Below are 20,202 nucleotides of genomic sequence, written 5' to 3'. Positions count from 1 at the left end.
GCTGATGCTGCTGGCCCTGAGCGGTTGCCAAAGTGTGCCGCCCAAAGGCCTGACGGCTGAACAGATTGCCCTGCTCAAGCAGGAAGGTTTCCGCTTGACCGACGAAGGCTGGGAGTTCGGCCTGTCAGGCAAGGTGCTGTTCGGCAGTGACCTGGACTCGCTCAACACTGAGAGCCGGAGCATTGTCGAGCGTATCGGCAAGTCACTGTTGTCGGTGGATATCCAGCGGGTGCGGGTGGATGGTCATACCGACTCCTCGGGCAGGGTCGCCTATAACGAGCAGCTGTCGCTGCGCCGGGCCAAGAGCGTGGCCAACGTCCTGACCGCTGTCGGCATGCGCCCGGAGAACGTCGAAACCCGCGGGCTGGGCAGCCGTGAACCGGTGGCCAGCAATGACACCCGCGCCGGGCGCATGGAAAACCGTCGGGTGGCTATCGTGGTCGCTTCCGACTAATCGGCGAAGTCCATCGTGCGCGACTCGCCCATCAGCAATGGCGTGTTGCGCTCGGTCACCTCGCGGATGTAATCCCACAACAGGGTAATCCGCTTCAACTTGCGCAGGTCCTCGCGGCAGTACATCCAGAACTGCCGGGTAATCTCCACCTCTTCAGGCAGAATCGCCACCAGGCGCGGGTCCTGTGCGGCCAGAAAGCACGGCAGAATCGCCAGCCCGCGACCCTGCTGAGCCGCCACGTACTGGGCGATCACGCTGGTGCTGCGCAGGTTGGCGCTGGCGGCCGGGATCAGGTTGGCCAGGTACAGCAACTCTGAACTGAAGGCCAGGTCGTCGACGTAACTGATGAACTGGTGATGCGCCAGGTCGCTGCTGCGGGTGATCGGTTCGTGGCTGTCCAGATACTCCTGGGTGGCGTACAGGCGCAGGCGGTAGTCGCACAGTTTGCAGCAGACATACGGCCCGTGTTCCGGGCGCTCCAGGGCGATGACGATGTCCGCTTCGCGCTTGGACAGGCTGATGAAGTGCGGCAGCGGCAGGATGTCCACGGAGATGGCCGGATAGGCATCGACGAAGTGGCTCAACTGCGGGGTGACGAAGAAGCTGCCAAAGCCCTCGGTGCAGCCCATGCGCACATGCCCGGAAAGCGCCACGCCGGAACCTGAAACCTGCTCGCAGGCCATGTGCAGGGTGCTTTCGATCGACTCGGCATAACTGAGCAGGCGCTGGCCTTCGGCGGTCAGGATAAAGCCGTTGGTCCGCGACTTTTCGAACAGCAAGGTGCCCAGCGCCAGTTCCAGCGAGCTGATCCGCCGTGACACCGTGGTGTAGTCCACCCCCAAGCGTTTGGCCGCGCTGCTGGCCTTGCGGGTGCGGGCCACTTCAAGAAAAAACTTCAGGTCATCCCAGTTCAGGGCGCCCAGAGAGGTGATGTTTTTTTGCATGTTGGTCCGGCTTTTATGTGCGTTTTTATTGGATCTTTGCACATCTATACTCCAAAACAAGCCCTAGACCCAAGCGTCCGTCGAGGCTACCCCGGCGACGTCGATCTCTCCCTAACAACAATTTCAGGAGAACGCACATGAACGCATCCCTTACTCCCGGCCAGACCAAGGTCGACCAGGTCAAGCTGCTGATCGACGGCCAGTGGGTCGAATCGAAAACCAGCGAATGGCGTGACGTGGTCAACCCGGCCACCCAAGAAGTACTCGCCCGCGTGCCGTTCGCCACTGCTGAAGAAGTCGACGCCGCCATCGCCGCCGGCCAACGTGCCTTCCAGACCTGGCGTGACACCCCGCTCGGCGCGCGCATGCGCATCATGCTCAAGCTGCAAGCCTTGATCCGTGAACACTCCAAGCGCATCGCCGTGGTTCTCAGCGCCGAGCAGGGCAAGACCATTGCCGACGCCGAAGGCGATATCTTCCGCGGCCTGGAAGTGGTCGAGCACGCATGCAGCATCGGTAGCCTGAAGATGGGCGAGTTCGCCGAGAACGTCGCCAGTGGTGTCGATACCTACACCCTGCGTCAACCGATCGGGGTCTGCGCCGGTATCACCCCGTTCAACTTCCCGGCGATGATCCCGCTGTGGATGTTCCCGATGGCCATCGTCTGCGGCAACACCTTCGTGCTCAAGCCGTCCGAGCAGGATCCATTGTCGACCATGATGCTGGTGGAGCTGGCGCTGGAAGCCGGTGTACCGGCCGGTGTGCTGAACGTCGTACACGGTGGCAAGCAGGTGGTCGATGCCTTGTGCACACACCCGGACATCAAGGCGATCTCCTTTGTCGGCTCCACCGAAGTCGGTACCCACGTCTACAACCTCGCCGGCCAGCATGGCAAGCGTGTGCAGTCGATGATGGGCGCGAAGAACCACGCGGTGGTGCTGCCTGATGCCAACCGTACCCAGACCCTCAATGCCCTGGTCGGTGCCGGCTTCGGCGCGGCCGGTCAGCGTTGCATGGCCACCTCGGTGGCGGTACTGGTAGGCAAGGCACGCGAATGGCTGCCGGAACTCAAAGAGCTGGCGGCCAACCTCAAGGTCAATGCCGGCAATGAGCCGGGCACCGATGTCGGCCCGCTGATTTCCAAACGCGCCAAGGAGCGTGTGCTGGGCCTGATCGAAAGCGGGATCAAGGAAGGCGCCAAGCTTGAACTCGATGGTCGTGATGTAAGCGTGCCAGGCTACGAGCAAGGCAACTTCGTCGGCCCGACCCTGTTCTCCGGGGTGACCACCGACATGCAGATCTACACCCAGGAAATCTTCGGCCCGGTGCTGGTGGTGCTGGAAGTCGATACCCTCGACGAAGCCATCGCCCTGGTCAACCGCAACCCCTTCGGGAACGGCACCGGCCTGTTTACCCAGAGTGGCGCTGCGGCGCGCAAGTTCCAGAACGAAATCGACGTCGGTCAGGTCGGCATCAACATCCCGATTCCGGTACCGGTTCCGTTCTTCAGCTTCACCGGTTCCCGTGGCTCCAAGCTTGGTGACCTGGGCCCGTACGGCAAGCAAGTGGTGCAGTTCTACACTCAGACCAAGACTGTCACCAGCCGCTGGTTCGATGACGACAGCGTCAACGACGGTGTGAACACCACCATCAGCCTGCGCTAAGGAGTTGATCATGCGTATTGCATTTATCGGTCTGGGCAACATGGGCGCGCCGATGGCGCGCAACCTGATCAAGGCCGGGCATCAACTGCAACTGTTCGACCTGAACAAGACCGTACTGGCCGAGCTTGCCGAGCTCGGTGGGCAGGTCAGCAGTTCGCCGCGCGATGCCGCGCAGCAGAGCGACATGGTCATCACCATGCTGCCAGCCGCCGCTCATGTGCGGGGTGTGTACCTGAACGAAGACGGTGTGCTGGCCGGTGTTCGTGCCGGTACGCCAGTGGTCGACTGCAGCACGATTGATCCTCAGACCGCCCGTGAAGTCTCGGCGGCCGCAGCGAAGCAGGGCGTGGACCTGGCCGATGCGCCGGTGTCCGGCGGCACCGGTGGTGCGGCGGCGGGGACCCTGACGTTCATGGTCGGCGCCAGCGATGAATTGTTCGCCACGCTGCAGCCGGTGCTGGCGCAGATGGGCCGCAACATTGTGCATTGCGGTGCGGTGGGGACCGGGCAGATTGCCAAGATCTGCAACAACCTGCTGCTGGGCATCTCGATGATCGGTGTGTCGGAAGCCATGGCCCTGGGCAATGCCCTGGGCATCGACACCAAAGTGCTGGCGGGCATCATCAACAGCTCCACCGGGCGTTGCTGGAGTTCGGACACCTACAACCCGTGGCCGGGCATCATCGAAACGGCTCCGGCCTCGCGTGGCTACACCGGCGGTTTCGGTGCCGAGCTGATGCTCAAGGATCTGGGCCTGGCCACCGAGGCGGCGCGTCAGGCGCATCAGCCGGTGATCCTCGGTGCTGTGGCGCAGCAGCTGTACCAGGCCATGAGCCTGCGCGGTGACGGCGGCAAGGATTTCTCGGCGATTGTCGAAGGCTATCGCAAGCCCGAGTAAAAGAGCATCGCCAGCAAGGCTGGCTCCTACAGGTACTGCGCACACCTGATTCTGTAGGAGCTGGCCTTGCCAGCGATGGGCTGTGCAGCAGCCCTGAAGTCGTCAGGCAAAAACGAAGTATTTGCGCACGGTCTCCACCACCTCCCAGGTGCCTTTCATCCCCGGTTCGATGACGAACACGTCGCCCGCTTTCAGATGCACCGGCTGCTCACCTTCAGGGGTGATCACGCAGTAGCCGTCGAGGAAATGGCAGTACTCCCACTTCTCGTAATTCACTTCGAACTTGCCCGGGGTGCAGATCCAGGTACCCATGATCTTGCTGCCATCCTCGGACAGGTAGGCGTTGAGGTTCACCGTGTGCGGGTCGCCGCCGATACGCTTCCACTTGGTCGCATTCAGCACAGGGGTAGGGCAGGTGTCGCGTAGAACGGTGATGAAATCGGACATGTCAGCTCCAGATGATCTGATGAGAGGTCCGTCACCATAGGTCCGATCTAACCGGGGGAGTTGTCTGGGGTCGACGTCGAGCGCTCGATCTGCGCCTCACGCAGATAGCGCACCAAGGCCTGGCCATGCCCCGGCAAGCGCGTGAAGTCGCGGGAGCAAAGCAGCAACTGGCGCTGCGCCCAAGGTTCCTCCAGCTTCATGCTGTGCAATGCCAGCACACCCTGCCAGCGTCGGACGGCTGCCAGTGGCACCACACCCAGGCCGGCACCGTGGGCCACCATGCGAATCACCCCGTCGAAGCTCTCCGCCCGTACCCTGACCTGCATCCGCCGCCCCAGGTGCAGGGCTTGTTCTTCCAGGTGCAGGGCCAGGGCGCTGTCGCTCGACAAGCCGACAAAGCCATGCTCCAGGGTGTCGGCAAAGCGCAGCCCGGATTGTGCTGCCAAGGGATGCCCCGGCGCCATGATCAGCACCAGCGGATCGTCGCGAAAGGGCAGGGTTTGCAGATGCTCGCTGGCGGCGGCGGTGGAAATGATGCCGATATCCGCCGCACCCTGGGTAATGGTCTGGACGATACGCAGGCTCGGCAATTCCTGGATGTCGAGGGCGATGGCCGGGTGGTCGGCGAGAAAACCGGCGAGCAATTCCGGGAGGTATTCGCTCAGGGCCGCGGTGTTGCACAACAGCCGTACCTGGCCTTGCAGGCCTTGAGCGTATTGGCCCAGGTCGAACTGCAGGCGCTCGACCTGCTGGCCGATCAAGCGCGCATGTTGCAGCAGGGCTTTGCCTGCGGGCGTCGCTTGCACGCCACGGCGATTCCGCTCCAGCAAGGGCGTACCGAGGGAGGCTTCCATGGCGCGGATCCGCGCACTGGCGGCCGGTAGCGACAGATGGCTGCGTTGTGCGCCCGCTGTGATGTTGCCGCACTCCAGGGTGTGCTGGAACAGTCGCAGGTCGATCAGATCAAAATGCATGAGCCTCTGCCTGGGCAATAGTCTGGCTCAGTATATGGCAGATTTTCAGGCGCCCGTATCGCAGGCAACATCGGCGCATGACGACCCTATTTGGTTTTTATCAGGAAATCGGCCCGGCGCTTTCACTGCTGGTGGCATTCACCTTTCTGCTGGCGGGGGCGGTGAAAGGTATTATCGGCCTGGGCTTGCCGACCATCGCCATGGGCCTGCTGGGCCTGGCTATGTCACCGGCGCAGGCTGCGGCCCTGTTGATCGTCCCCTCGACCCTGACCAACCTCTGGCAGTTGGCGGCGGGCGGGCATCTGCCGGCCTTGTTGCGGCGGCTGTGGCCGATGCTGGCGATGATCTTCATCGGTACGCTGCTGGGCAGTGCCTGGCTGGGCATCAACAGCGGCGAGTGGGCGGCACAGGCACTGGGCGGCGCATTGCTGGTCTATGCGCTGTACGGTTTGTTCGGGCGTGGTTTCAGTGTGCCGCTGGCATGGGAGCGCAGGTTGGGGCCCCTCTGCGGACTGTTGACCGGTCTGATCACCGCTGCCACCGGTGTCTTTGTCATTCCTGCGGTGCCCTACCTGCAGGGGCTGGGCCTGAACCGCGACGAGATGGTCCAGGCACTCGGCCTGTCCTTCACCGTCTCGACCCTGGCCCTGGCGTTGGGCCTGGCCGGCCAGGACGCGCTCGGCGCCGAGGCGTTGGGCGCGTCGCTGCTGGTGCTGGCGCCAGCGCTGCTGGGCATGCTGTGCGGCCAGTGGCTGCGCCAGCGCATCAGTGCGGCTCTGTTCAAGCGCTGCTTTTTTGCCGGCCTGGCAGTGCTAGGCGTGCACCTGTTGCTCAACGGCTAGCCGAGGACGGGCTGAGCATTTCGATCAGTTGAATGTCGAAGTCGCGCTCAAGGTAGTCCATGCGCTTTTCGAAGAACGCTTGCATGTGCGGCAGGGCCGAGTGCACGTCCAGCGCGGCCTTGCTGGCCCAGATTTCGTAGAACACGAACAGGCTTGGATCTTCCTTGTCGCGCAGCATGTGGTATTCGATGCAGCCAGGTTCGGCGCGGCTTGGCTCGACATAGGCGCGGAACAGGGCTTCGAAGGCTTCGGCTTGTTCCGGACGGGTCTTGGCTTTGAGAATGAAGCCGTAGGGTTCGCTCATGAGGTCGACCTCTGGTGGGAGAGGACCTGATTTTATTTCAATAATGTAGGTGTGATTCGTGCTTTTCAGTCAAAAGTATTTTGCCCCGACGACGGTTTTTCCCGCGCAGTGCATCCCCTAATCTGCCGCCAACCAAATTCAACCGGTCCCAGGCCGTCGCAGACAGCGCAGCGGATCGAACGACAGATGAGGCAAGTGATGAAAAAAGTCCTGTTGCTCAACGGCGGTAAAAAATTCGCCCACTCCGATGGCCGCCTGAACGAGACCCTGCACGAGGCCGCCCTGGCCTTCCTCGACCGCGCCGGTTTCGACATCAAGACCACCTACATCGACGGTGGTTACGACAACGCTGAAGAAGTGCAGAAGTTCCTCTGGGCCGACGTGATCATCTACCAGATGCCGGGCTGGTGGATGGGCGCCCCCTGGACCGTCAAGCAGTATCTGGATGAAGTCTTCACTGCCGGTCACGGTAGCCTGTATGCCAACGACGGTCGCACCCGTTCCGATGCCTCGCAGAAGTACGGCAGCGGCGGTCTGATCCATGGCAAGCAGTACATGCTCTCGCTGACCTGGAACGCGCCACAGCAGGCGTTTGATGACCCGAGCGATTTCTTCGAAGGCAAAGGTGTCGATGCGGTGTACTTCCCGTTCCACAAGGCCAACCAGTTCCTTGGCATGAGCGGTCTGCCCACCTACCTGGCGGTGGATGTGATGAAGCGCCCGAACGTCGAAGCCGCAGTGGCCGCCTACGAGCAGCACCTGGCCCGGGTTTTCCAGATCCCGGCCTGATGAAACCTTGCGCTGGCCGCGCCAAGCGGCTATCTATCACGGCTGTTGCTCACCCCAAGGTACAGCCGTGAAAGCCAGGTCCGATGAATTACAGGTGTTTGTCTCGGTGATCGAGTGTGGCTCGATTTCCGCCGCCGCCGAACAGAGCGGGCAGACGCCTTCGGCGATCAGCCGCACCCTGTCGCGCCTGGAAGCCAAGCTCGGCACGACGCTGATCAACCGTACCACCCGGCGCATGGACCTGACCGAAGAAGGGCGATTCTTCTTCGAACGGGCCAAGTCGATCCTGCAACAGATGGACGAACTTGAAGAGCACCTGTCGGTGCATCACCAGACGCCTTCCGGACGCCTGCGCATCAATGCCGCCTTGCCCTTCATGCTGCATGCCATCGTGCCCTGGGTCGGCGAGTTCCGCGCGTTGTACCCGCAGATCCAGCTGGAGCTCAACACCAGTGACCTGATCATCGACCTGATCGAACAGAGCACCGATGTCGCCATTCGCATCGGCGAGCTGGCCGACTCCAGCCTGCATGCCCGCTCCCTCGGTTGCAGCCCGCTGAGCGTACTGGCCAGCCCCGAGTACCTGGCGCGCCATGGCACACCGGAGCGGGTTGAAGACCTGCAGGCGCATTCGCTGCTCGGTTTTACCCAGACCGAAACCCTCAACCATTGGCCGTTGCGCCATGTCGAGGGGGACCGCCTGCTGATTCGTCCGAGCCTGTCGGCTTCCAGCGGTGAAACCTTGCGCGAGCTGGCCCTGGCCGGTGAGGGTATCGCCTGTCTGTCGCACTTCATGACTCACGAAGATATTCGCAGCGGCCGTTTGCAGGTGGTTTTGCCCGGGCACAACAGTGGCTATCGGCAACCGATCAACGCGGTGTATTACCGCAACTCGCAGCTGGCCCTGCGCATTCAGTGCTTCCTCGATTTCATCCAGCACAAGCTGGCGGTCTACGCCTGCTGATCGCTCTCGCTGCGACATAAGCTTCCTGCGAGCGGCGATTTTTCCTGCGGTGTTTGATTAGTTTTCTGACATCAGCCTTAATGGCTGTTCAACGAAAACAACACCAAGGAAGCTTTCATGCGCGTTGTGATGTTCCGAACCCTGGGCCTGAGTGCCGCAATACTCGCCAGTTCATCGGCTTACGCTGTGACGTTGGAAGGTGGCGCGGTGGCCGCACCCGATCAATATGGTGCACAGGTGGCCGCCGAAGTTCTCAAGAAGGGCGGTAACGCGGTAGACGCCGCTGTCGCCACCGCCTTCACCCTGGCCGTGACCTACCCCGAAGCCGGCAACATCGGCGGCGGCGGTTTCATGACCCTGTACATGGATGGTAAACCCTACTTCCTCGACTACCGCGAAGTGGCGCCCAAGGCTGCCAGCCGCAACATGTACCTGGATGAAAAGGGCGAGATCATCGAGAACCTGAGCCTGGTCGGTTCCCGCGCCGCTGGCGTGCCGGGTACGGTGATGGGCTTGTGGGAGGCGCATCAGAAGTTCGGCAAGCTGCCATGGGCCGAGCTGATCACCCCGGCCGTGGGCTACGCCAAGAACGGTTTCAAGATCGCTGCCAAGCAGTATCAATACCGTGAAGATGCTTTGGGCCTGTTCAAGGACAGCACCAACTTCAATGATTATTTCGGCAACATGAAAGTCGGCGAGACCTTCAAGCAGCCGGAGCTGGCGCAAACCCTGGAGCGTATCGCCGACAAAGGTGTCAGCGAGTTCTACCAGGGCAAGACCGCCGACCTGCTGGTCGCGCAGATGCAGGCCGACAAGGGCCTGATCAGCAAAGACGACCTCAAGGATTACAAAGCGGTGTGGCGTGAGCCGATGGGCATCGAGTGGCGCGGCAATATGGTCTATACCGCGCCGCTGCCAAGCTCCGGCGGGGTCGCGCTGGCGCAACTGCTGGGCATCAAGGAAAACCGTGCGACCGACTTCAAGGGTGTCGAACTGAACTCGGCGCGCTACATTCACCTGCTGGCGGAAATCGAGAAGCGGGTGTTCGCTGACCGTGCCGACTACCTGGGTGACCCGGATTTTTCCAAGGTGCCGGTGGATAAGCTGATCGCCAAAGACTACATCGCCAAGCGTGCCCAGGAGGTCAATCCGACCGCCATCTCCGACACCGAGAAAGTCCGTCCGGGCCTGGAACCGCATCAGACCACGCACTTCTCCATCGTCGACAAACAGGGTAACGCGGTCAGCAACACTTACACCCTGAACTGGGACTACGGCAGTGGTGTGGTGGTTAAAGGTGCAGGTTTCCTGCTTAACGACGAGATGGACGACTTCAGCTCCAAGCCGGGTGTGGCCAACGCCTTCGGTGTAGTCGGCGGCGACGCCAACGCCATTGAGCCGGGCAAGCGCATGCTTTCTTCGATGGCGCCGACGCTGGTTACCCGTGATGGTCAGGTCACCCTGGTACTGGGTACACCGGGCGGTTCGCGGATCTTCACCTCGATCTTCCAGGTGCTGAACAACCTGTATGACTACAACCTGCCGCTGGAAAAAGCTGTAGCCGCGCAGCGCGTGCATCACCAGTTGCTGCCTAAGGACACCATTTACTTTGACGCTTATGCACCACTGACCGGCAAGGTCGCGGATGAGCTGAAGAAGATGGGCTACACCCTGGAAGATCAGGGTTGGGAGATGGGCGATATCCAGGCGATCCGTGTGAGTGGTACGGCGCTGGAAACTGCTTCCGATCCGCGTGGGCGTGGGGTAGGGCAGGTCGTTAAGTAACTAATCCCGGTGGGAGCGGGCTTGCCCCGCGATAGCGATCTGTCAGGCAAATCGCATCGCGGGGCAAGCCCGCTCCCACCGAGGTAGTGCTTTACACGCGGAAGTGGCTGACCATGGTCTGCAACTGATTACCCAAACGCGCCAGTTCAACACTGGACGCCGCGGTTTCATCGCTGGCCGCTGCTGTCTGTTCCGACACATCGCGCACGTTGATGATGCTGCGGCTGATCTGTTCGGCCACCGCACTCTGCTGCTCGGCTGCCGCGGCGATCTGCTGGTTCATCGACTGGATGTTCGACACTGTGCGGGTGATGCTTTCCAGCGAGGCACCGGCCTTGCGGGTCAGTTCGACGCTGCTGTCGGTCAGGTTACGGCTGCCGAGCATTACATTGGCCACCTGCTGAGTACCGCTCTGCAGGCCGGCGACCAGCTCTTCGATCTCTTCGGTGGACTTCTGCGTGCGCTGGGCCAGGCCACGAACCTCGTCGGCAACCACGGCAAAACCACGTCCGGCTTCACCGGCACGGGCCGCTTCGATGGCGGCGTTGAGCGCCAGCAGGTTGGTCTGTTCGGCCACCGACTTGATCACGTCCATGACGCTGCCAATCTTCTGGCTTTCCTGTTGCAGCAGGCCCATGGCTTCAGTGGAGCGGTGCACTTCTTCGGCCAGGCGTTCGATCTGGCTGATCGCCTCGGCAACCACCTGGTCACCGGCTCGCGCTTGCGCATCGGCGTCGGTTGCCGCAGACGAAGCGTGCTCGGCATTGCGCGCGACTTCCTGCACGGTGGCGGCCATTTCGTGCATGGCGGTGGCGACCTGGTCGGTCTCGACTTTCTGGCTGTTGACCCCGGCGCTGGTTTCTTCGGTCACGGCCGATAGTTCTTCGGCGGCGCTGGCAATCTGGGTGACGCCATCGCGGATGCCGCTGATCAGATCGCGCAGGGTCGAACCCATGCGCTGGATGCCCTGTTGCAGCACACCAAGCTCGTCGCGACGGGTAACGCGCAGGTCGTGGGTGAGGTCGCCGGCGGCGATCTTTTCCACCACGGCCAGGGTTTCGCGCAGCGGCCGGGTGATCTGGCGGGTAATGATCACCGCGGCCAGCACACCAACCAGCAACGCCAGCAGCGTGGCGGTAAGCTGCAGGGTACGGGCCTGGGCACTTTCGTTGTCACGGCGTTCGAGCTGGATCTTGTACAGCGCGTCACTGATCTTGACGATGGTGGCGCCTTGTACGGTCATTTCCTGACGAGCGACAGCAACATCGGCAGTGGCATCGCGGAACTGACGCACGGCGTCACGGTAGGCCAGCACTGCGCTTTCGAACTGCTGGATGCGTGCTGCTTCGTTTGGCATCTGGCGGTTCAGGCTGGCGATCTCGGCCAGGGCGCCATCGAGCTGGCGCAGCGCCAGTTGTTCGGTTTCGCTGCTGATGTCGGCAATGTAGCTGCGCACGGCCAGGCGCACCTGGAACAGCTGCTCCTTGGCCTGGGTGATGGTGCGGAATTGCTCCAGGCGGCTGGCGTCACCTTCAGGCAGGGCGAGGATGTCGCGGTTGATCGCCTCGACCAGGTCGATGGCGCGTGCAGCGGCCAGGTTCATCGCATCGCGCGCGGCCATGCTGGTCTTGTAGCCGGCGCGCATCTTGTTGATCGAAATCTGATACGCGCTGATGGTCTGGCCCAGTTCCTGGAGCAACTTGACGTTTTCCGGGCTCTTGAAGCTTTTCAGCAGCTTTTGCTGCTGTTCACTGAAGGCATTCAACTTGACCTGGACAGCGCCGGCGGCGGCATCGTCGCCGTTGGTCAGCATGTACTGCAGGCGGGTGATGCGCAGATCGGTCAGGTCACCGTTGAGCTGGGTGATGTCGCTCATCCAGTTACTGCGATCGATCAGCCCACCCATGCTGTTCCAGCCGGTCAGGGCCAGCAGGCTGGTGAGCAGCAGCACCAGGCCGAAGCCCAGGCCGAGTTTCAGGTTGACGCTGATGTTGGCAAACCAGCTATTCATACGATCCCTCCAGGAATGTTGTGCTTCTTGATCCATATCGCTGGAAGGTTGTTGTTTTTGAAGGCCAGCCGATCTTCTGAGCAGGATATATCGGCGGCTTGCGCCGGAGCTGAAACGCTTTTTCAGCAAAAATGCTCAACGGTAGTTTCGGCGTATTTCCGCGGCAGGCTCAGGGCTGCCGCAGATCTACAGGAGGGGATTAGAGGGCGCGGCTGGTGAAGGTGTCACATTGGTTGATATCGCCCTTGGCAAAGCCGGTCTTGAACCAGCGCACACGCTGCTGCGAGGTGCCGTGGGTAAAGGAGTCCGGCACCACTCGGCCCTGACCTTTCTGTTGCAGGCGGTCGTCGCCAATGGCGTTGGCGGCGTTCAGGGCTTCCTCGATATCGCCGGGTTCGAGCCAGTTCAGGCGTTGTTGCGCCTGGTACGCCCAGACGCCGGCCAGGCAATCGGCCTGCAGTTCCTGACGCACCAGCAGGCCGTTATCGCCTTCCATCCGCTCACCCCGCTGACGCGCGGCCTGGACTTTGGCCGACACCCCGAGCAGGGTCTGCACATGGTGGCCGACTTCGTGGGCGATGACATAGGCCTGGGCGAAATCGCCGGCAGCCGCGAAGCGCTGTTCCATTTCGCGGAAGAAGCTCATATCCAGGTAGACCTTCTGGTCAGCCGGGCAGTAGAACGGGCCGACCGCCGAGGAGGCGAAGCCGCAGGCCGAGTTGATCTGGCCGCTGAACAGGGTCAGGGTCGGGTCTTTGTACTGGCGCCCGGCCTGGGCGAAGATCGCCCGCCAGGTGTCTTCGGTGTCACCGAGGATCGAGGCGACGAATTCGGCTTGCTCGTCGTTGGCCGGTGGTGCCTTGCCGGTGTTGGTGCTGACTGGCGCACTCTGCTGGCCCATCTGTCCGGTCAACTGGCCGAGGATTTGTAGCGGGTCTTGCCCGGTCATCCAGCCGATGCCGACGATCAGCAGGATCGCACCGATGCTCAGGCCCTTGCCACCGCCGAAGCGCATGCCGCCGCCACCCTCGCCACGGGCATCGACCACATTGTCGCTACGCCTGCCTTTTCGCCATTGCATGAGTGCTCTCCCGCGCTTGGAAACATGAGCACAAAGATTAGTTCACCGCGTATCGCTCTGTCAGATTCCTGATAGACACATAACCATTTGGTTATCCAAGGCGGGGTTATTTTCAATATTCCTCAGGCCGGACATGCCGGAAACTGCAAGCTCGCCTGCCACGCCCAGGCGTTCCAATAATTCCAAGACAGGAGAACGGCATGTCTGCGCAAGACAATAGTCGCTTCGCTATCCGTGATCGCAACTGGCACCCGAAGGCCCTTACTCCGGATTACAAAACTTCCATTGCCCGTTCGCCGCGTCAGGCCCTGGTGAGCATTCCGCAGTCGATCAGCGAAAGCACAGGCCCGGACTTTTCTCACTTGAAGTTCGGCCAGCATGACCATGACCTGCTGCTCAACTTCAACAACGGCGGGCTGCCCATTGGCGAGCGGATCATTCTCGCCGGGCGTGTCTGTGACCAGTACGGCAAACCGGTTCCACATACCCTGGTGGAAATCTGGCAGGCCAACGCCGGTGGCCGCTACCGTCACAAGAACGACCGTTACCTGGCACCGCTGGACCCCAACTTCGGTGGCGTTGGTCGTGCCTTGACCGACAGCGAGGGTTACTACAGCTTCCGCACCATCAAGCCGGGTCCGTACCCTTGGCGCAATGGTCCCAATGACTGGCGTCCGGCGCATATCCATGTGTCGATCAGCGGCCCGTCGATTGCCACCCGCTTGATCACCCAGCTGTATTTCGAAGGTGATCCGTTGATCCCGATGTGCCCGATCGTCAAGTCGATCGCCAACCCCGAGGCGGTGCAGAGCCTGATCGCGCGGCTGGACATGAGCAACGCCAACCCGATGGATTGCCTGGCCTATCGCTTCGACATCGTCCTGCGCGGCCAGCGCAAGACCCACTTCGAAAACCGCTGAGGAGGTTTCCCATGCCTATCGAACTGCTGCCGGAAACCCCTTCGCAGACTGCCGGCCCGTATGTGCACATTGGTTTGGCCCTGGAGGCCGCCGGCAACCCGACCCGCGACCAGGAGATCTGGAACCGCATGGCCCGGGCCGATGCGCCGGGTGAACATATCCTGGTGTTCGGCAACGTTTATGACGGTAACGGCCATCTGGTCAGGGATTCGTTCCTGGAGTTCTGGCAGGCCGACCACAATGGCCAGTACCAGGGCGATTTCGACCTGGAGCAACCGTTCAACAGCTTCGGCCGCACCGCCACCACCTTCGATGCGGGTGAGTGGACCCTGCACACCGTCAAGCCAGGTGTGGTGTGCAACGCGGCTGGCGTGCCGATGGCGCCGCACATCAACGTCAGCCTGTTTGCCCGCGGGATCAACATCCATCTGCAGACGCGTCTGTACTTCGATGACGAGGCCCAGGCCAACGCCCAGTGTCCGGTGCTTAACCTGATCGAGCAGCCGCAGCGGCGCGAGACCCTGGTGGCGACCCGCTGTGAGGTGGATGGCAAGTTGGCGTATCGCTTTGACATCCGCATTCAGGGTGAGGGCGAGACGGTGTTTTTCGATTTCTGATGTGTGTGCGCCTGTCGCGGGGCTTGCCCCGCGATTGTGCCTGTCCCTTTAAATTTGCGCTTTCGCCGTGGCTCTTTAAAATCGGCACAAATTTCAGGGACCATGACCATGGCCGGCAGTCAGATCGAACGCGCGTTCAGCCTTCTCGAACGCCTCACCAGCGAACCGCGCGGGTTGCCCCTGCAGACCCTGGCCGATGAGCTGGACATTCCCAAGAGTGCCACGCATCGCATGCTCGCCGAGTTGATGCGGCTCGGTTATGTGCGCCAGAACCTGGAGAGCAGTCGCTATCACCTGAGCACTCGTCTGGTGGCCATGGGCTTTCGTTACCTGGCCAGCAGCGGCGCTGACATCGTTCAACCTATCCTTGATGAGCTGGCCCACAACACCGGTGAACTGGTGCGCCTGGGTGTGGTCGAGGGTGACCGCCAGACCTGGATCGCCAAGGCCCAGGGCGCGCGTTCGGGGTTGCGCTACGATCCGGACATGGGCCGTGATGCGCCGCTGTTCTACACCGCTTCCGGACACGCCTGGCTGTCCAGCCTGAGTGATGATGAAGCCTTGCAGCTGGTCGAACGCCAGGGCATCGCCAAGCGCGAGGAGTTCGGCCCCAACGCGCCTGCCTCCAAAGCTGAATTACTCGAGCGCTTGCGTCTGGCCCGTGAGCATGGTTATGCCTGGGTGGTAGAAAGTTCGGCGGTGGGCACCTCGGCACTGGCGGCAGTGGTGCGCCATCCCGTGGATGGTCATACGGTGGGGGTGCTCAGCGTTGCCGGGCCCAGCGCGCGGATGAGTGAAGCGCGAATGCACGCGCTGGCGCCGGTGCTGCTGGCGGCGGCGGCGGAGTTATCGGCGGCAAGTCCTGCGTCCGAATTGTTCGTTTGATCCATCGCGGGACACACTGCATCTGCCCGCACAGGTAAGAACGTACTGCCTTGCGGTTTTTGTGCTTGCATTGAAAGTGGAACTTGGTTCTAAATAACGCACTCACAGAATAAGACCCGCGAGCCGACCTCATGCCCCGTCCCACTGCGCTCAACGATGCCAGCCAGCCATTGCGGGGCATTTTGCTGGTGGTCGTGGCAACTTTCCTGTTTGCCAGCCATGACGCGCTGTCCAAGTACCTGGCCGGCTTTTATCCGATTATCTGGGTGGTGTGGGCGCGCTACCTGGTGCACACCCTGCTGATGATGGCGATCTTCCTGCCACAGTCCGGATTGCGTGTGCTGCGTACGCGTCGGCCAGGGCTGCAGGCTTTGCGGGCACTGTGCTTGCTGGGCACCAGTCTGTTGTTCACCACGGCCTTGCAGTACATACCCATGGCGGAAGCAACTGCCGTCAACTTTCTTGCGCCGCTGCTGGTGACGGCGCTGTCACTGCCGTTGTTGGGCGAGAAGGTCACACGCGGCCAGTGGGTAGCGGTGCTGGTGAGTTTCGTCGGGGTGACGGTGATCATTCACCCAGGGGGGGCACTGTTCACGCCTGCTGTGCTGCTGCCCTTCGGCTCGGCGCTGTGCTTTTGTTTCTATCAGTTGCTGACGCGCAAGCTCAGCGGCATCGACAGCCCGACTACCAGCAACTTCTTTACCGGTGTGATGAATACGCTGGTGATGAGTGCCATCGTGCCGATGTTCTGGCAAACGCCGAACCTGATCCACGGGTTGATGGCGGTGGCGCTCGGTACCTGCGGGATGACCGCGCACCTGTTCCTGACCCAGGCTTTCCGCCACGCGCCACCGGCCATGCTGGCGCCGTTCAGTTACTGTCAGATCGTGTTCGCCGGGATACTCGGCCTGGTGCTGTTCGGACACAGCCCGGACATGGCCGGGCTGGTCGGTATCGCGCTGATCTGCCTCAGTGGCCTGGGCGCTGCCTGGTTGCAGCGCAAGCCTTAGCCTTCGACCTTCGGCACCTTGCGCGGGGCCATCAGGTACATCCAGGTCAGGGCAATGAAGTACATGGCCGGGATCATGGTGAACAGCAAGGTGTAGTTGTTGTTGGTGGTGGTCAGGATGTAGCCCACCAACTGGGTCATGAACATCCCGCCGATGGCCGCGCACATGCCACCGAAACCGAACACCGTACTCATCATGTGCTTGGGCGTGTAGTCCATCACCAGGCTCCAGATATTGGCGGTCCAGGCCTGGTGCGCGGCGATTGCCAGGGAGATGGCCAGAACCGCAACCCACAGGCTGCTGGCGCCTGCGGCGAAGATCACGCCGATGATGGTGATCGCAAACAGCAGCATCGACAGCAGGCGAGCCTTGACCGGCGCCATGCCACGGCCAATCAGGAACGACGAGAGAATGCCCCCGCCAACACTGCCGAAGTCGGCGCTGATGTAGATGACGATCAGCGGAATACCCATCTGCGTCACGCTGATGCCCAGGTTGTACTGCTGGTTGAGGAACGGCGGCAGCCAGTACAGGTAGAACCAGAACACCGGTGCGGTCATCGAGTAGGCCAGGGCGAAGGCCCAGGTGCCGCGCATGCGCAGAATGCGCGAGAAGGGCACGCGGGCCTGCTCCGGTTCCTTTTCGCCCTGCACGTAGGCCAGTTCTTCCTTGCTGACGCTTGGGTGGTCTTCCGGATTGAAGTACTTCAGGCCCCAGAAAATCACCCACACCAGGCCCAGGGCGGCCATGCCCATGAATGCGGCCTGCCAGCCCCAGACGGTGAGAATCAGCGGCAACAGCATCGGTGTGAACATCGCTCCGACGTTGGTCCCGGCGTTGAAGATGCCGGTGGCCACCGCCCGCTCGCCGGCCGGGAACCACAGGCGGGTAGTCTTGACGCAGGCCGGGTAGTTGGCGGCTTCGGTCAGGCCGAGAATGAAGCGGCAGACCATGAAACCCACCGCCGAAGTGGCCAGGCCGTGAGCTCCGGTGGCCAGGCTCCAGAGCAGCACCGCGCAGAAGAACACGCGCTTGACGCCGATGCGGTCGATCAACCGGCCCTGGAGGACGAAGCCGATGGCATAGCCGACCTGGAACCAGAAGTTGATGTTGGCGTAATCCATCGCCGTCCAGCTCATTTCCTTGGCCAGGATCGGCTGCATGACGCCTAGGGCGGCGCGGTCGATGTAGTTCAGGGTCGTGGCAAAGAACACCAGGGCAAGCATGGCCCAACGGGTCTTGCCGACTGCCATGGCGCCACGGATCTTGTCGCCGATGCCGGCGTGCGGGTTGCTGGCCAGCGGCTGGGCCATGCGGGAACTGTGCGAATGGATCATGGGAGGGTTACCCGTATTTTTATGTTTATGGGTCAAGCCTGGGTTACGCAACGCTAAGGACGCCGGGGTGTACGGCGGTCGGTTGGAACGGCAGGGGTCGAGGCGCTTTTGGCGCGTCGAGCATCACTGCCCGGTGTCGAAATGGTGCGCCTGTGGTCAAAAAAGGGTCAATTCGTAGAACGCTATTATGGGCGATAATCGAACACAAAACTAACCAGTTAGTACCTTTTTGATTGAGCAAAAAGTGTGCAGCGCCAATACTCGCAGTATCCGGGTTTTGCCTGCCCATCGGAGCCATAAAAATGCAGCGTTCAATTGCCACCGTGTCCTTGAGCGGTACCTTGCCTGAAAAACTCGACGCCATTGCCGCCGCGGGCTTTGACGGGGTCGAGATCTTCGAAAATGACTTGCTCTACTACGCCGGCAGCCCGCGGGAAATCCGCCAGCGCTGCGCCGACCTGGGCCTGGCAATCACCCTGTTTCAGCCGTTTCGCGATTTCGAAGGCTGCCGTCGTGAGCGTCTGGCGCGCAACCTGGACCGTGCCGAGCGCAAGTTCGACCTGATGCAGGAGCTGGGAACTGATCTGGTGCTGGTGTGCAGCAACGTGGCTGCCGATTCACTGGGCGAGCGCCAGGTGCTGGTCGACGACCTGCGTCTGCTGGCCGAGCGCGCCGGGGCTCGCGATCTGCGCATCGGCTACGAAGCATTGGCCTGGGGCCGGCATGTGAACACCTGGCAGCAGGTCTGGGACATCGTCAAGGCCGCGGACCATGCCAGCCTGGGGATGATTCTCGACAGTTTTCATACCCTGTCGCTCAAGGGCGACCCGAGTGCGATCGCCGAGGTCCCTGGCGACAAGATCTTCTTCGTGCAGATGGCTGATGCACCGCTGCTGGCGATGGATGTACTGGAGTGGAGCCGGCATTTTCGCTGCTTCCCGGGGCAGGGCGAGTTCGATCTGGCGGGCTTTCTGGCACCGATTCTGGCCAGCGGCTATCGCGGGCCGTTGTCGCTGGAAATCTTCAACGATGGTTTCCGCGCCGCGCCACCGCGCGCCAATGCCGCCGACGGTCTGCGTTCGCTGCTGTATCTGGAGGAGAAGACCCGCCAGCGCCTTGCACAGCAGACTTCGCAAGCGCAGGACGATCTATTGTTCGCGCCACCGCCAGCCAGTGCCTACGATGGCATCGAGTTTCTTGAATTTGCCGTTGACGACGCCCTCGGCGCCAAGCTGGGTAACTGGCTGGAACGCCTGGGCTTCACCCGCACCGGTACCCACCGCTCGAAGAATGTCAGTTTGCTGCGCCAGGGCGATATCAACCTGATCCTCAACGCCGAGCCTTATTCGTTTGCCCACAACTTTTTCGAAAGCCATGGCCCGTCCTTGTGCGCTACGGCAATCCGGGTCAAGGACAGTGCCCAGGCGCTGGCTCGCGCGGTGGCCTTTCATGGCCAGCCTTACCGCGGCCTGGTCGGACCGAACGAGCGCGAGCTGGCGGCGGTGCGTGCGCCCGATGGCAGCCTGATCTACCTGGTCGATCAAGACGCCGAAGGGCGGACCATCTACGATACCGATTTCAGCCTGGTGCAAGCCTCGGGTAACAGCCTCGGTCTCAAGCGCATCGATCACATGGCCCTGGCCTTGCCGGCCGATGGCCTGGACAGTTGGGCGCTGTTCTACAAAAGCCTGCTGGACTTCACCGCCGATGACGAAGTGGTCCTGCCTGATCCTTATGGTCTGGTAAAAAGCCGGGCGCTGCGCAGCCGTTGCAGCTCGATCCGCCTGCCGTTGAACATCTCGGAAAACCGCAATACGGCCATCGCTCATGCCCTGTCGCATTACCGCGGCTCGGGTGTGCATCACATCGCCTTCGATTGCGACGACATCTTTGCCGCGGTCAAGCAAGCCAAGGAGGCCGGTGTGGCGTTGCTCGACATCCCGCTCAACTATTACGACGACCTGGCTGCGCGCTTTGATTTCGACGACGAGTTCCTCAGTGAGCTGGCTTATTACAACGTGCTCTATGACCGTGACGCCCAGGGCGGCGAGCTGTTTCACGTGTATACCGAACCGTTCGAGGAGCGCTTTTTCTTCGAGGTCCTGCAGCGGCGCAATGGCTACAGCGGCTACGGCGCGGCCAACGTCGCCGTGCGTCTGGCGGCCATGGCCAAGGCCCGTGCGGGCGCCCCGGCACAGGCCCGCTTGTAGGGCGGGGGCCAGCAGGCTTTCTTCCTTATCTCCCGGGGCTCATAATCACCGGGTTAACCGTTGGCC

19 protein-coding genes are annotated in these 20,202 nt (G+C 61.8%); 12 read left to right on the top strand and 7 right to left on the bottom strand.

The features are described 5' to 3' along the window. Positions 1–4: 4 nt before the first annotated feature. Positions 5–454, top strand: a complete 450-nt coding sequence (locus ACVI9W_RS09155) for an OmpA family protein (protein ID WP_461531808.1) — start codon at positions 5–7, stop codon at positions 452–454. Here the strand turns inward: ACVI9W_RS09155 and ACVI9W_RS09150 are convergent. Continuing rightward, entirely contained in the window at positions 451–1,398 is a 948-nt protein-coding gene (locus tag ACVI9W_RS09150; protein WP_461529816.1) for a LysR family transcriptional regulator, read from the bottom strand. The genes ACVI9W_RS09155 and ACVI9W_RS09150 overlap by 4 nt on opposite strands. A gap of 137 nt (positions 1,399–1,535) precedes the next feature. Between ACVI9W_RS09150 and ACVI9W_RS09145 the strand changes: the two genes are divergently transcribed. Together ACVI9W_RS09145 and mmsB are read left to right on the top strand one after the other, a co-directional pair. After that, a complete protein-coding gene (locus ACVI9W_RS09145; RefSeq protein ID WP_038614951.1) occupies positions 1,536–3,062 on the top strand; it encodes a CoA-acylating methylmalonate-semialdehyde dehydrogenase in 1,527 nt (508 codons plus the stop codon). 10 nt (positions 3,063–3,072) lie between these two features. Further along, entirely contained in the window at positions 3,073–3,960 is an 888-nt protein-coding gene (mmsB, locus tag ACVI9W_RS09140) for a 3-hydroxyisobutyrate dehydrogenase (RefSeq protein WP_461529815.1), read from the top strand. Between the two features lie 102 nt (positions 3,961–4,062). Here the strand turns inward: mmsB and ACVI9W_RS09135 are convergent, their stop codons facing one another. Both ACVI9W_RS09135 and ACVI9W_RS09130 read right to left on the bottom strand, forming a co-directional pair. Continuing rightward, positions 4,063–4,407: a cupin domain-containing protein gene (locus tag ACVI9W_RS09135; RefSeq protein WP_038614945.1), complete on the bottom strand. Its 345-nt coding sequence runs from the start codon at positions 4,405–4,407 to the stop codon at positions 4,063–4,065. 47 nt (positions 4,408–4,454) lie between these two features. Then, complete coding sequence (locus ACVI9W_RS09130) at positions 4,455–5,381, bottom strand: LysR family transcriptional regulator (RefSeq protein WP_461529814.1); 927 nt, start codon at positions 5,379–5,381, stop codon at positions 4,455–4,457. Positions 5,382–5,458: 77 nt separating this feature from the next. On the opposite strand from ACVI9W_RS09130, the gene ACVI9W_RS09125 reads away from it, so the two are divergent. Further along, on the top strand, positions 5,459–6,223 hold the full coding sequence (locus ACVI9W_RS09125) for a sulfite exporter TauE/SafE family protein (protein ID WP_461529813.1): 765 nt from the start codon (positions 5,459–5,461) through the stop codon (positions 6,221–6,223). Here the strand turns inward: ACVI9W_RS09125 and ACVI9W_RS09120 are convergent. After that, positions 6,213–6,527: a putative quinol monooxygenase gene (locus ACVI9W_RS09120; protein ID WP_157194327.1), complete on the bottom strand. Its 315-nt coding sequence runs from the start codon at positions 6,525–6,527 to the stop codon at positions 6,213–6,215. The genes ACVI9W_RS09125 and ACVI9W_RS09120 overlap by 11 nt on opposite strands. Before the next feature lie 198 nt (positions 6,528–6,725). On the opposite strand from ACVI9W_RS09120, the gene ACVI9W_RS09115 reads away from it, so the two are divergent. The 3 genes from ACVI9W_RS09115 to ggt all read left to right on the top strand — a co-directional run bounded on the left by ACVI9W_RS09115 (position 6,726) and on the right by ggt (position 10,065). Continuing rightward, a complete protein-coding gene (locus ACVI9W_RS09115) occupies positions 6,726–7,316 on the top strand; it encodes an NADPH:quinone oxidoreductase MdaB (RefSeq protein WP_038614936.1) in 591 nt (196 codons plus the stop codon). 67 nt (positions 7,317–7,383) lie between these two features. Further along, positions 7,384–8,280 carry a LysR substrate-binding domain-containing protein gene (locus tag ACVI9W_RS09110; protein ID WP_461529812.1) on the top strand — a complete coding sequence of 299 codons (897 nt, stop codon included), beginning with the start codon at positions 7,384–7,386 and terminating at the stop codon, positions 8,278–8,280. Positions 8,281–8,397: 117 nt separating this feature from the next. Next, positions 8,398–10,065, top strand: a complete 1,668-nt coding sequence (gene ggt / locus ACVI9W_RS09105; RefSeq protein ID WP_461529811.1) for a gamma-glutamyltransferase — start codon at positions 8,398–8,400, stop codon at positions 10,063–10,065. Between the two features lie 91 nt (positions 10,066–10,156). Here the strand turns inward: ggt and ACVI9W_RS09100 are convergent, their stop codons facing one another. Together ACVI9W_RS09100 and ypfJ are read right to left on the bottom strand one after the other, a co-directional pair. Further along, entirely contained in the window at positions 10,157–12,076 is a 1,920-nt protein-coding gene (locus ACVI9W_RS09100; RefSeq protein WP_461529810.1) for a methyl-accepting chemotaxis protein, read from the bottom strand. Between the two features lie 199 nt (positions 12,077–12,275). Then, on the bottom strand, positions 12,276–13,157 hold the full coding sequence (gene ypfJ / locus ACVI9W_RS09095) for a KPN_02809 family neutral zinc metallopeptidase (protein WP_461529809.1): 882 nt from the start codon (positions 13,155–13,157) through the stop codon (positions 12,276–12,278). Between the two features lie 200 nt (positions 13,158–13,357). Here ypfJ and pcaH point away from each other — a divergent pair, with 200 nt between their 5' ends. The 4 genes from pcaH to ACVI9W_RS09075 all read left to right on the top strand — a co-directional run bounded on the left by pcaH (position 13,358) and on the right by ACVI9W_RS09075 (position 16,589). Beyond that, positions 13,358–14,077, top strand: coding sequence for a protocatechuate 3,4-dioxygenase subunit beta (pcaH, locus tag ACVI9W_RS09090; RefSeq protein ID WP_157194323.1), 720 nt, complete (start codon positions 13,358–13,360; stop codon positions 14,075–14,077). 11 nt (positions 14,078–14,088) lie between these two features. Then, positions 14,089–14,694, top strand: a complete 606-nt coding sequence (gene pcaG / locus ACVI9W_RS09085; RefSeq protein ID WP_461529808.1) for a protocatechuate 3,4-dioxygenase subunit alpha — start codon at positions 14,089–14,091, stop codon at positions 14,692–14,694. A 108-nt stretch (positions 14,695–14,802) separates the two neighbouring features. After that, on the top strand, positions 14,803–15,579 hold the full coding sequence (locus ACVI9W_RS09080; RefSeq protein ID WP_461529807.1) for an IclR family transcriptional regulator: 777 nt from the start codon (positions 14,803–14,805) through the stop codon (positions 15,577–15,579). 131 nt (positions 15,580–15,710) lie between these two features. Further along, complete coding sequence (locus tag ACVI9W_RS09075) at positions 15,711–16,589, top strand: DMT family transporter (protein WP_461529806.1); 879 nt, start codon at positions 15,711–15,713, stop codon at positions 16,587–16,589. On the opposite strand, the gene ACVI9W_RS09070 is transcribed toward ACVI9W_RS09075, so the two are convergent. Beyond that, on the bottom strand, positions 16,586–17,926 hold the full coding sequence (locus ACVI9W_RS09070; protein ID WP_461529805.1) for an MFS transporter: 1,341 nt from the start codon (positions 17,924–17,926) through the stop codon (positions 16,586–16,588). The two genes, ACVI9W_RS09075 and ACVI9W_RS09070, sit on opposite strands and share 4 nt — an antisense overlap. Positions 17,927–18,228: 302 nt before the next feature. On the opposite strand from ACVI9W_RS09070, the gene quiC reads away from it, so the two are divergent. Continuing rightward, on the top strand, positions 18,229–20,136 hold the full coding sequence (quiC, locus tag ACVI9W_RS09065) for a 3-dehydroshikimate dehydratase QuiC (RefSeq protein WP_461529804.1): 1,908 nt from the start codon (positions 18,229–18,231) through the stop codon (positions 20,134–20,136). Positions 20,137–20,202: the final 66 nt, after the last annotated feature.

This window comes from Pseudomonas sp. 210_17 TE3656, from assembly GCF_054821965.1.
Note: the sequence above shows the minus strand (reverse complement) of the source record. Positions and strands in the feature narration are given on the sequence as shown.

Excerpts from the sequence above, each read along its gene's own strand:
- quiC (WP_461529804.1), top strand. The coding sequence starts at position 18,229 with ATGCAGCGTTCAATTGCCACCGTGTCCTTGAGCGGTACCTTGCCTGAA.
- ACVI9W_RS09080 (WP_461529807.1), top strand. The coding sequence starts at position 14,803 with ATGGCCGGCAGTCAGATCGAACGCGCGTTCAGCCTTCTCGAACGCCTC.
- ggt (WP_461529811.1), top strand. The coding sequence starts at position 8,398 with ATGCGCGTTGTGATGTTCCGAACCCTGGGCCTGAGTGCCGCAATACTC.
- ACVI9W_RS09100 (WP_461529810.1), bottom strand. The coding sequence starts at position 12,076 with ATGAATAGCTGGTTTGCCAACATCAGCGTCAACCTGAAACTCGGCCTG.
- ypfJ (WP_461529809.1), bottom strand. The coding sequence starts at position 13,157 with ATGCAATGGCGAAAAGGCAGGCGTAGCGACAATGTGGTCGATGCCCGT.
- ACVI9W_RS09145 (WP_038614951.1), top strand. The coding sequence starts at position 1,536 with ATGAACGCATCCCTTACTCCCGGCCAGACCAAGGTCGACCAGGTCAAG.
- ACVI9W_RS09155 (WP_461531808.1), top strand. The coding sequence starts at position 5 with ATGCTGCTGGCCCTGAGCGGTTGCCAAAGTGTGCCGCCCAAAGGCCTG.
- pcaG (WP_461529808.1), top strand. The coding sequence starts at position 14,089 with ATGCCTATCGAACTGCTGCCGGAAACCCCTTCGCAGACTGCCGGCCCG.
- ACVI9W_RS09120 (WP_157194327.1), bottom strand. The coding sequence starts at position 6,527 with ATGAGCGAACCCTACGGCTTCATTCTCAAAGCCAAGACCCGTCCGGAA.
- ACVI9W_RS09070 (WP_461529805.1), bottom strand. The coding sequence starts at position 17,926 with ATGATCCATTCGCACAGTTCCCGCATGGCCCAGCCGCTGGCCAGCAAC.
- pcaH (WP_157194323.1), top strand. The coding sequence starts at position 13,358 with ATGTCTGCGCAAGACAATAGTCGCTTCGCTATCCGTGATCGCAACTGG.
- ACVI9W_RS09115 (WP_038614936.1), top strand. The coding sequence starts at position 6,726 with ATGAAAAAAGTCCTGTTGCTCAACGGCGGTAAAAAATTCGCCCACTCC.
- mmsB (WP_461529815.1), top strand. The coding sequence starts at position 3,073 with ATGCGTATTGCATTTATCGGTCTGGGCAACATGGGCGCGCCGATGGCG.
- ACVI9W_RS09130 (WP_461529814.1), bottom strand. The coding sequence starts at position 5,381 with ATGCATTTTGATCTGATCGACCTGCGACTGTTCCAGCACACCCTGGAG.
- ACVI9W_RS09150 (WP_461529816.1), bottom strand. The coding sequence starts at position 1,398 with ATGCAAAAAAACATCACCTCTCTGGGCGCCCTGAACTGGGATGACCTG.
- ACVI9W_RS09075 (WP_461529806.1), top strand. The coding sequence starts at position 15,711 with ATGCCCCGTCCCACTGCGCTCAACGATGCCAGCCAGCCATTGCGGGGC.
- ACVI9W_RS09125 (WP_461529813.1), top strand. The coding sequence starts at position 5,459 with ATGACGACCCTATTTGGTTTTTATCAGGAAATCGGCCCGGCGCTTTCA.
- ACVI9W_RS09135 (WP_038614945.1), bottom strand. The coding sequence starts at position 4,407 with ATGTCCGATTTCATCACCGTTCTACGCGACACCTGCCCTACCCCTGTG.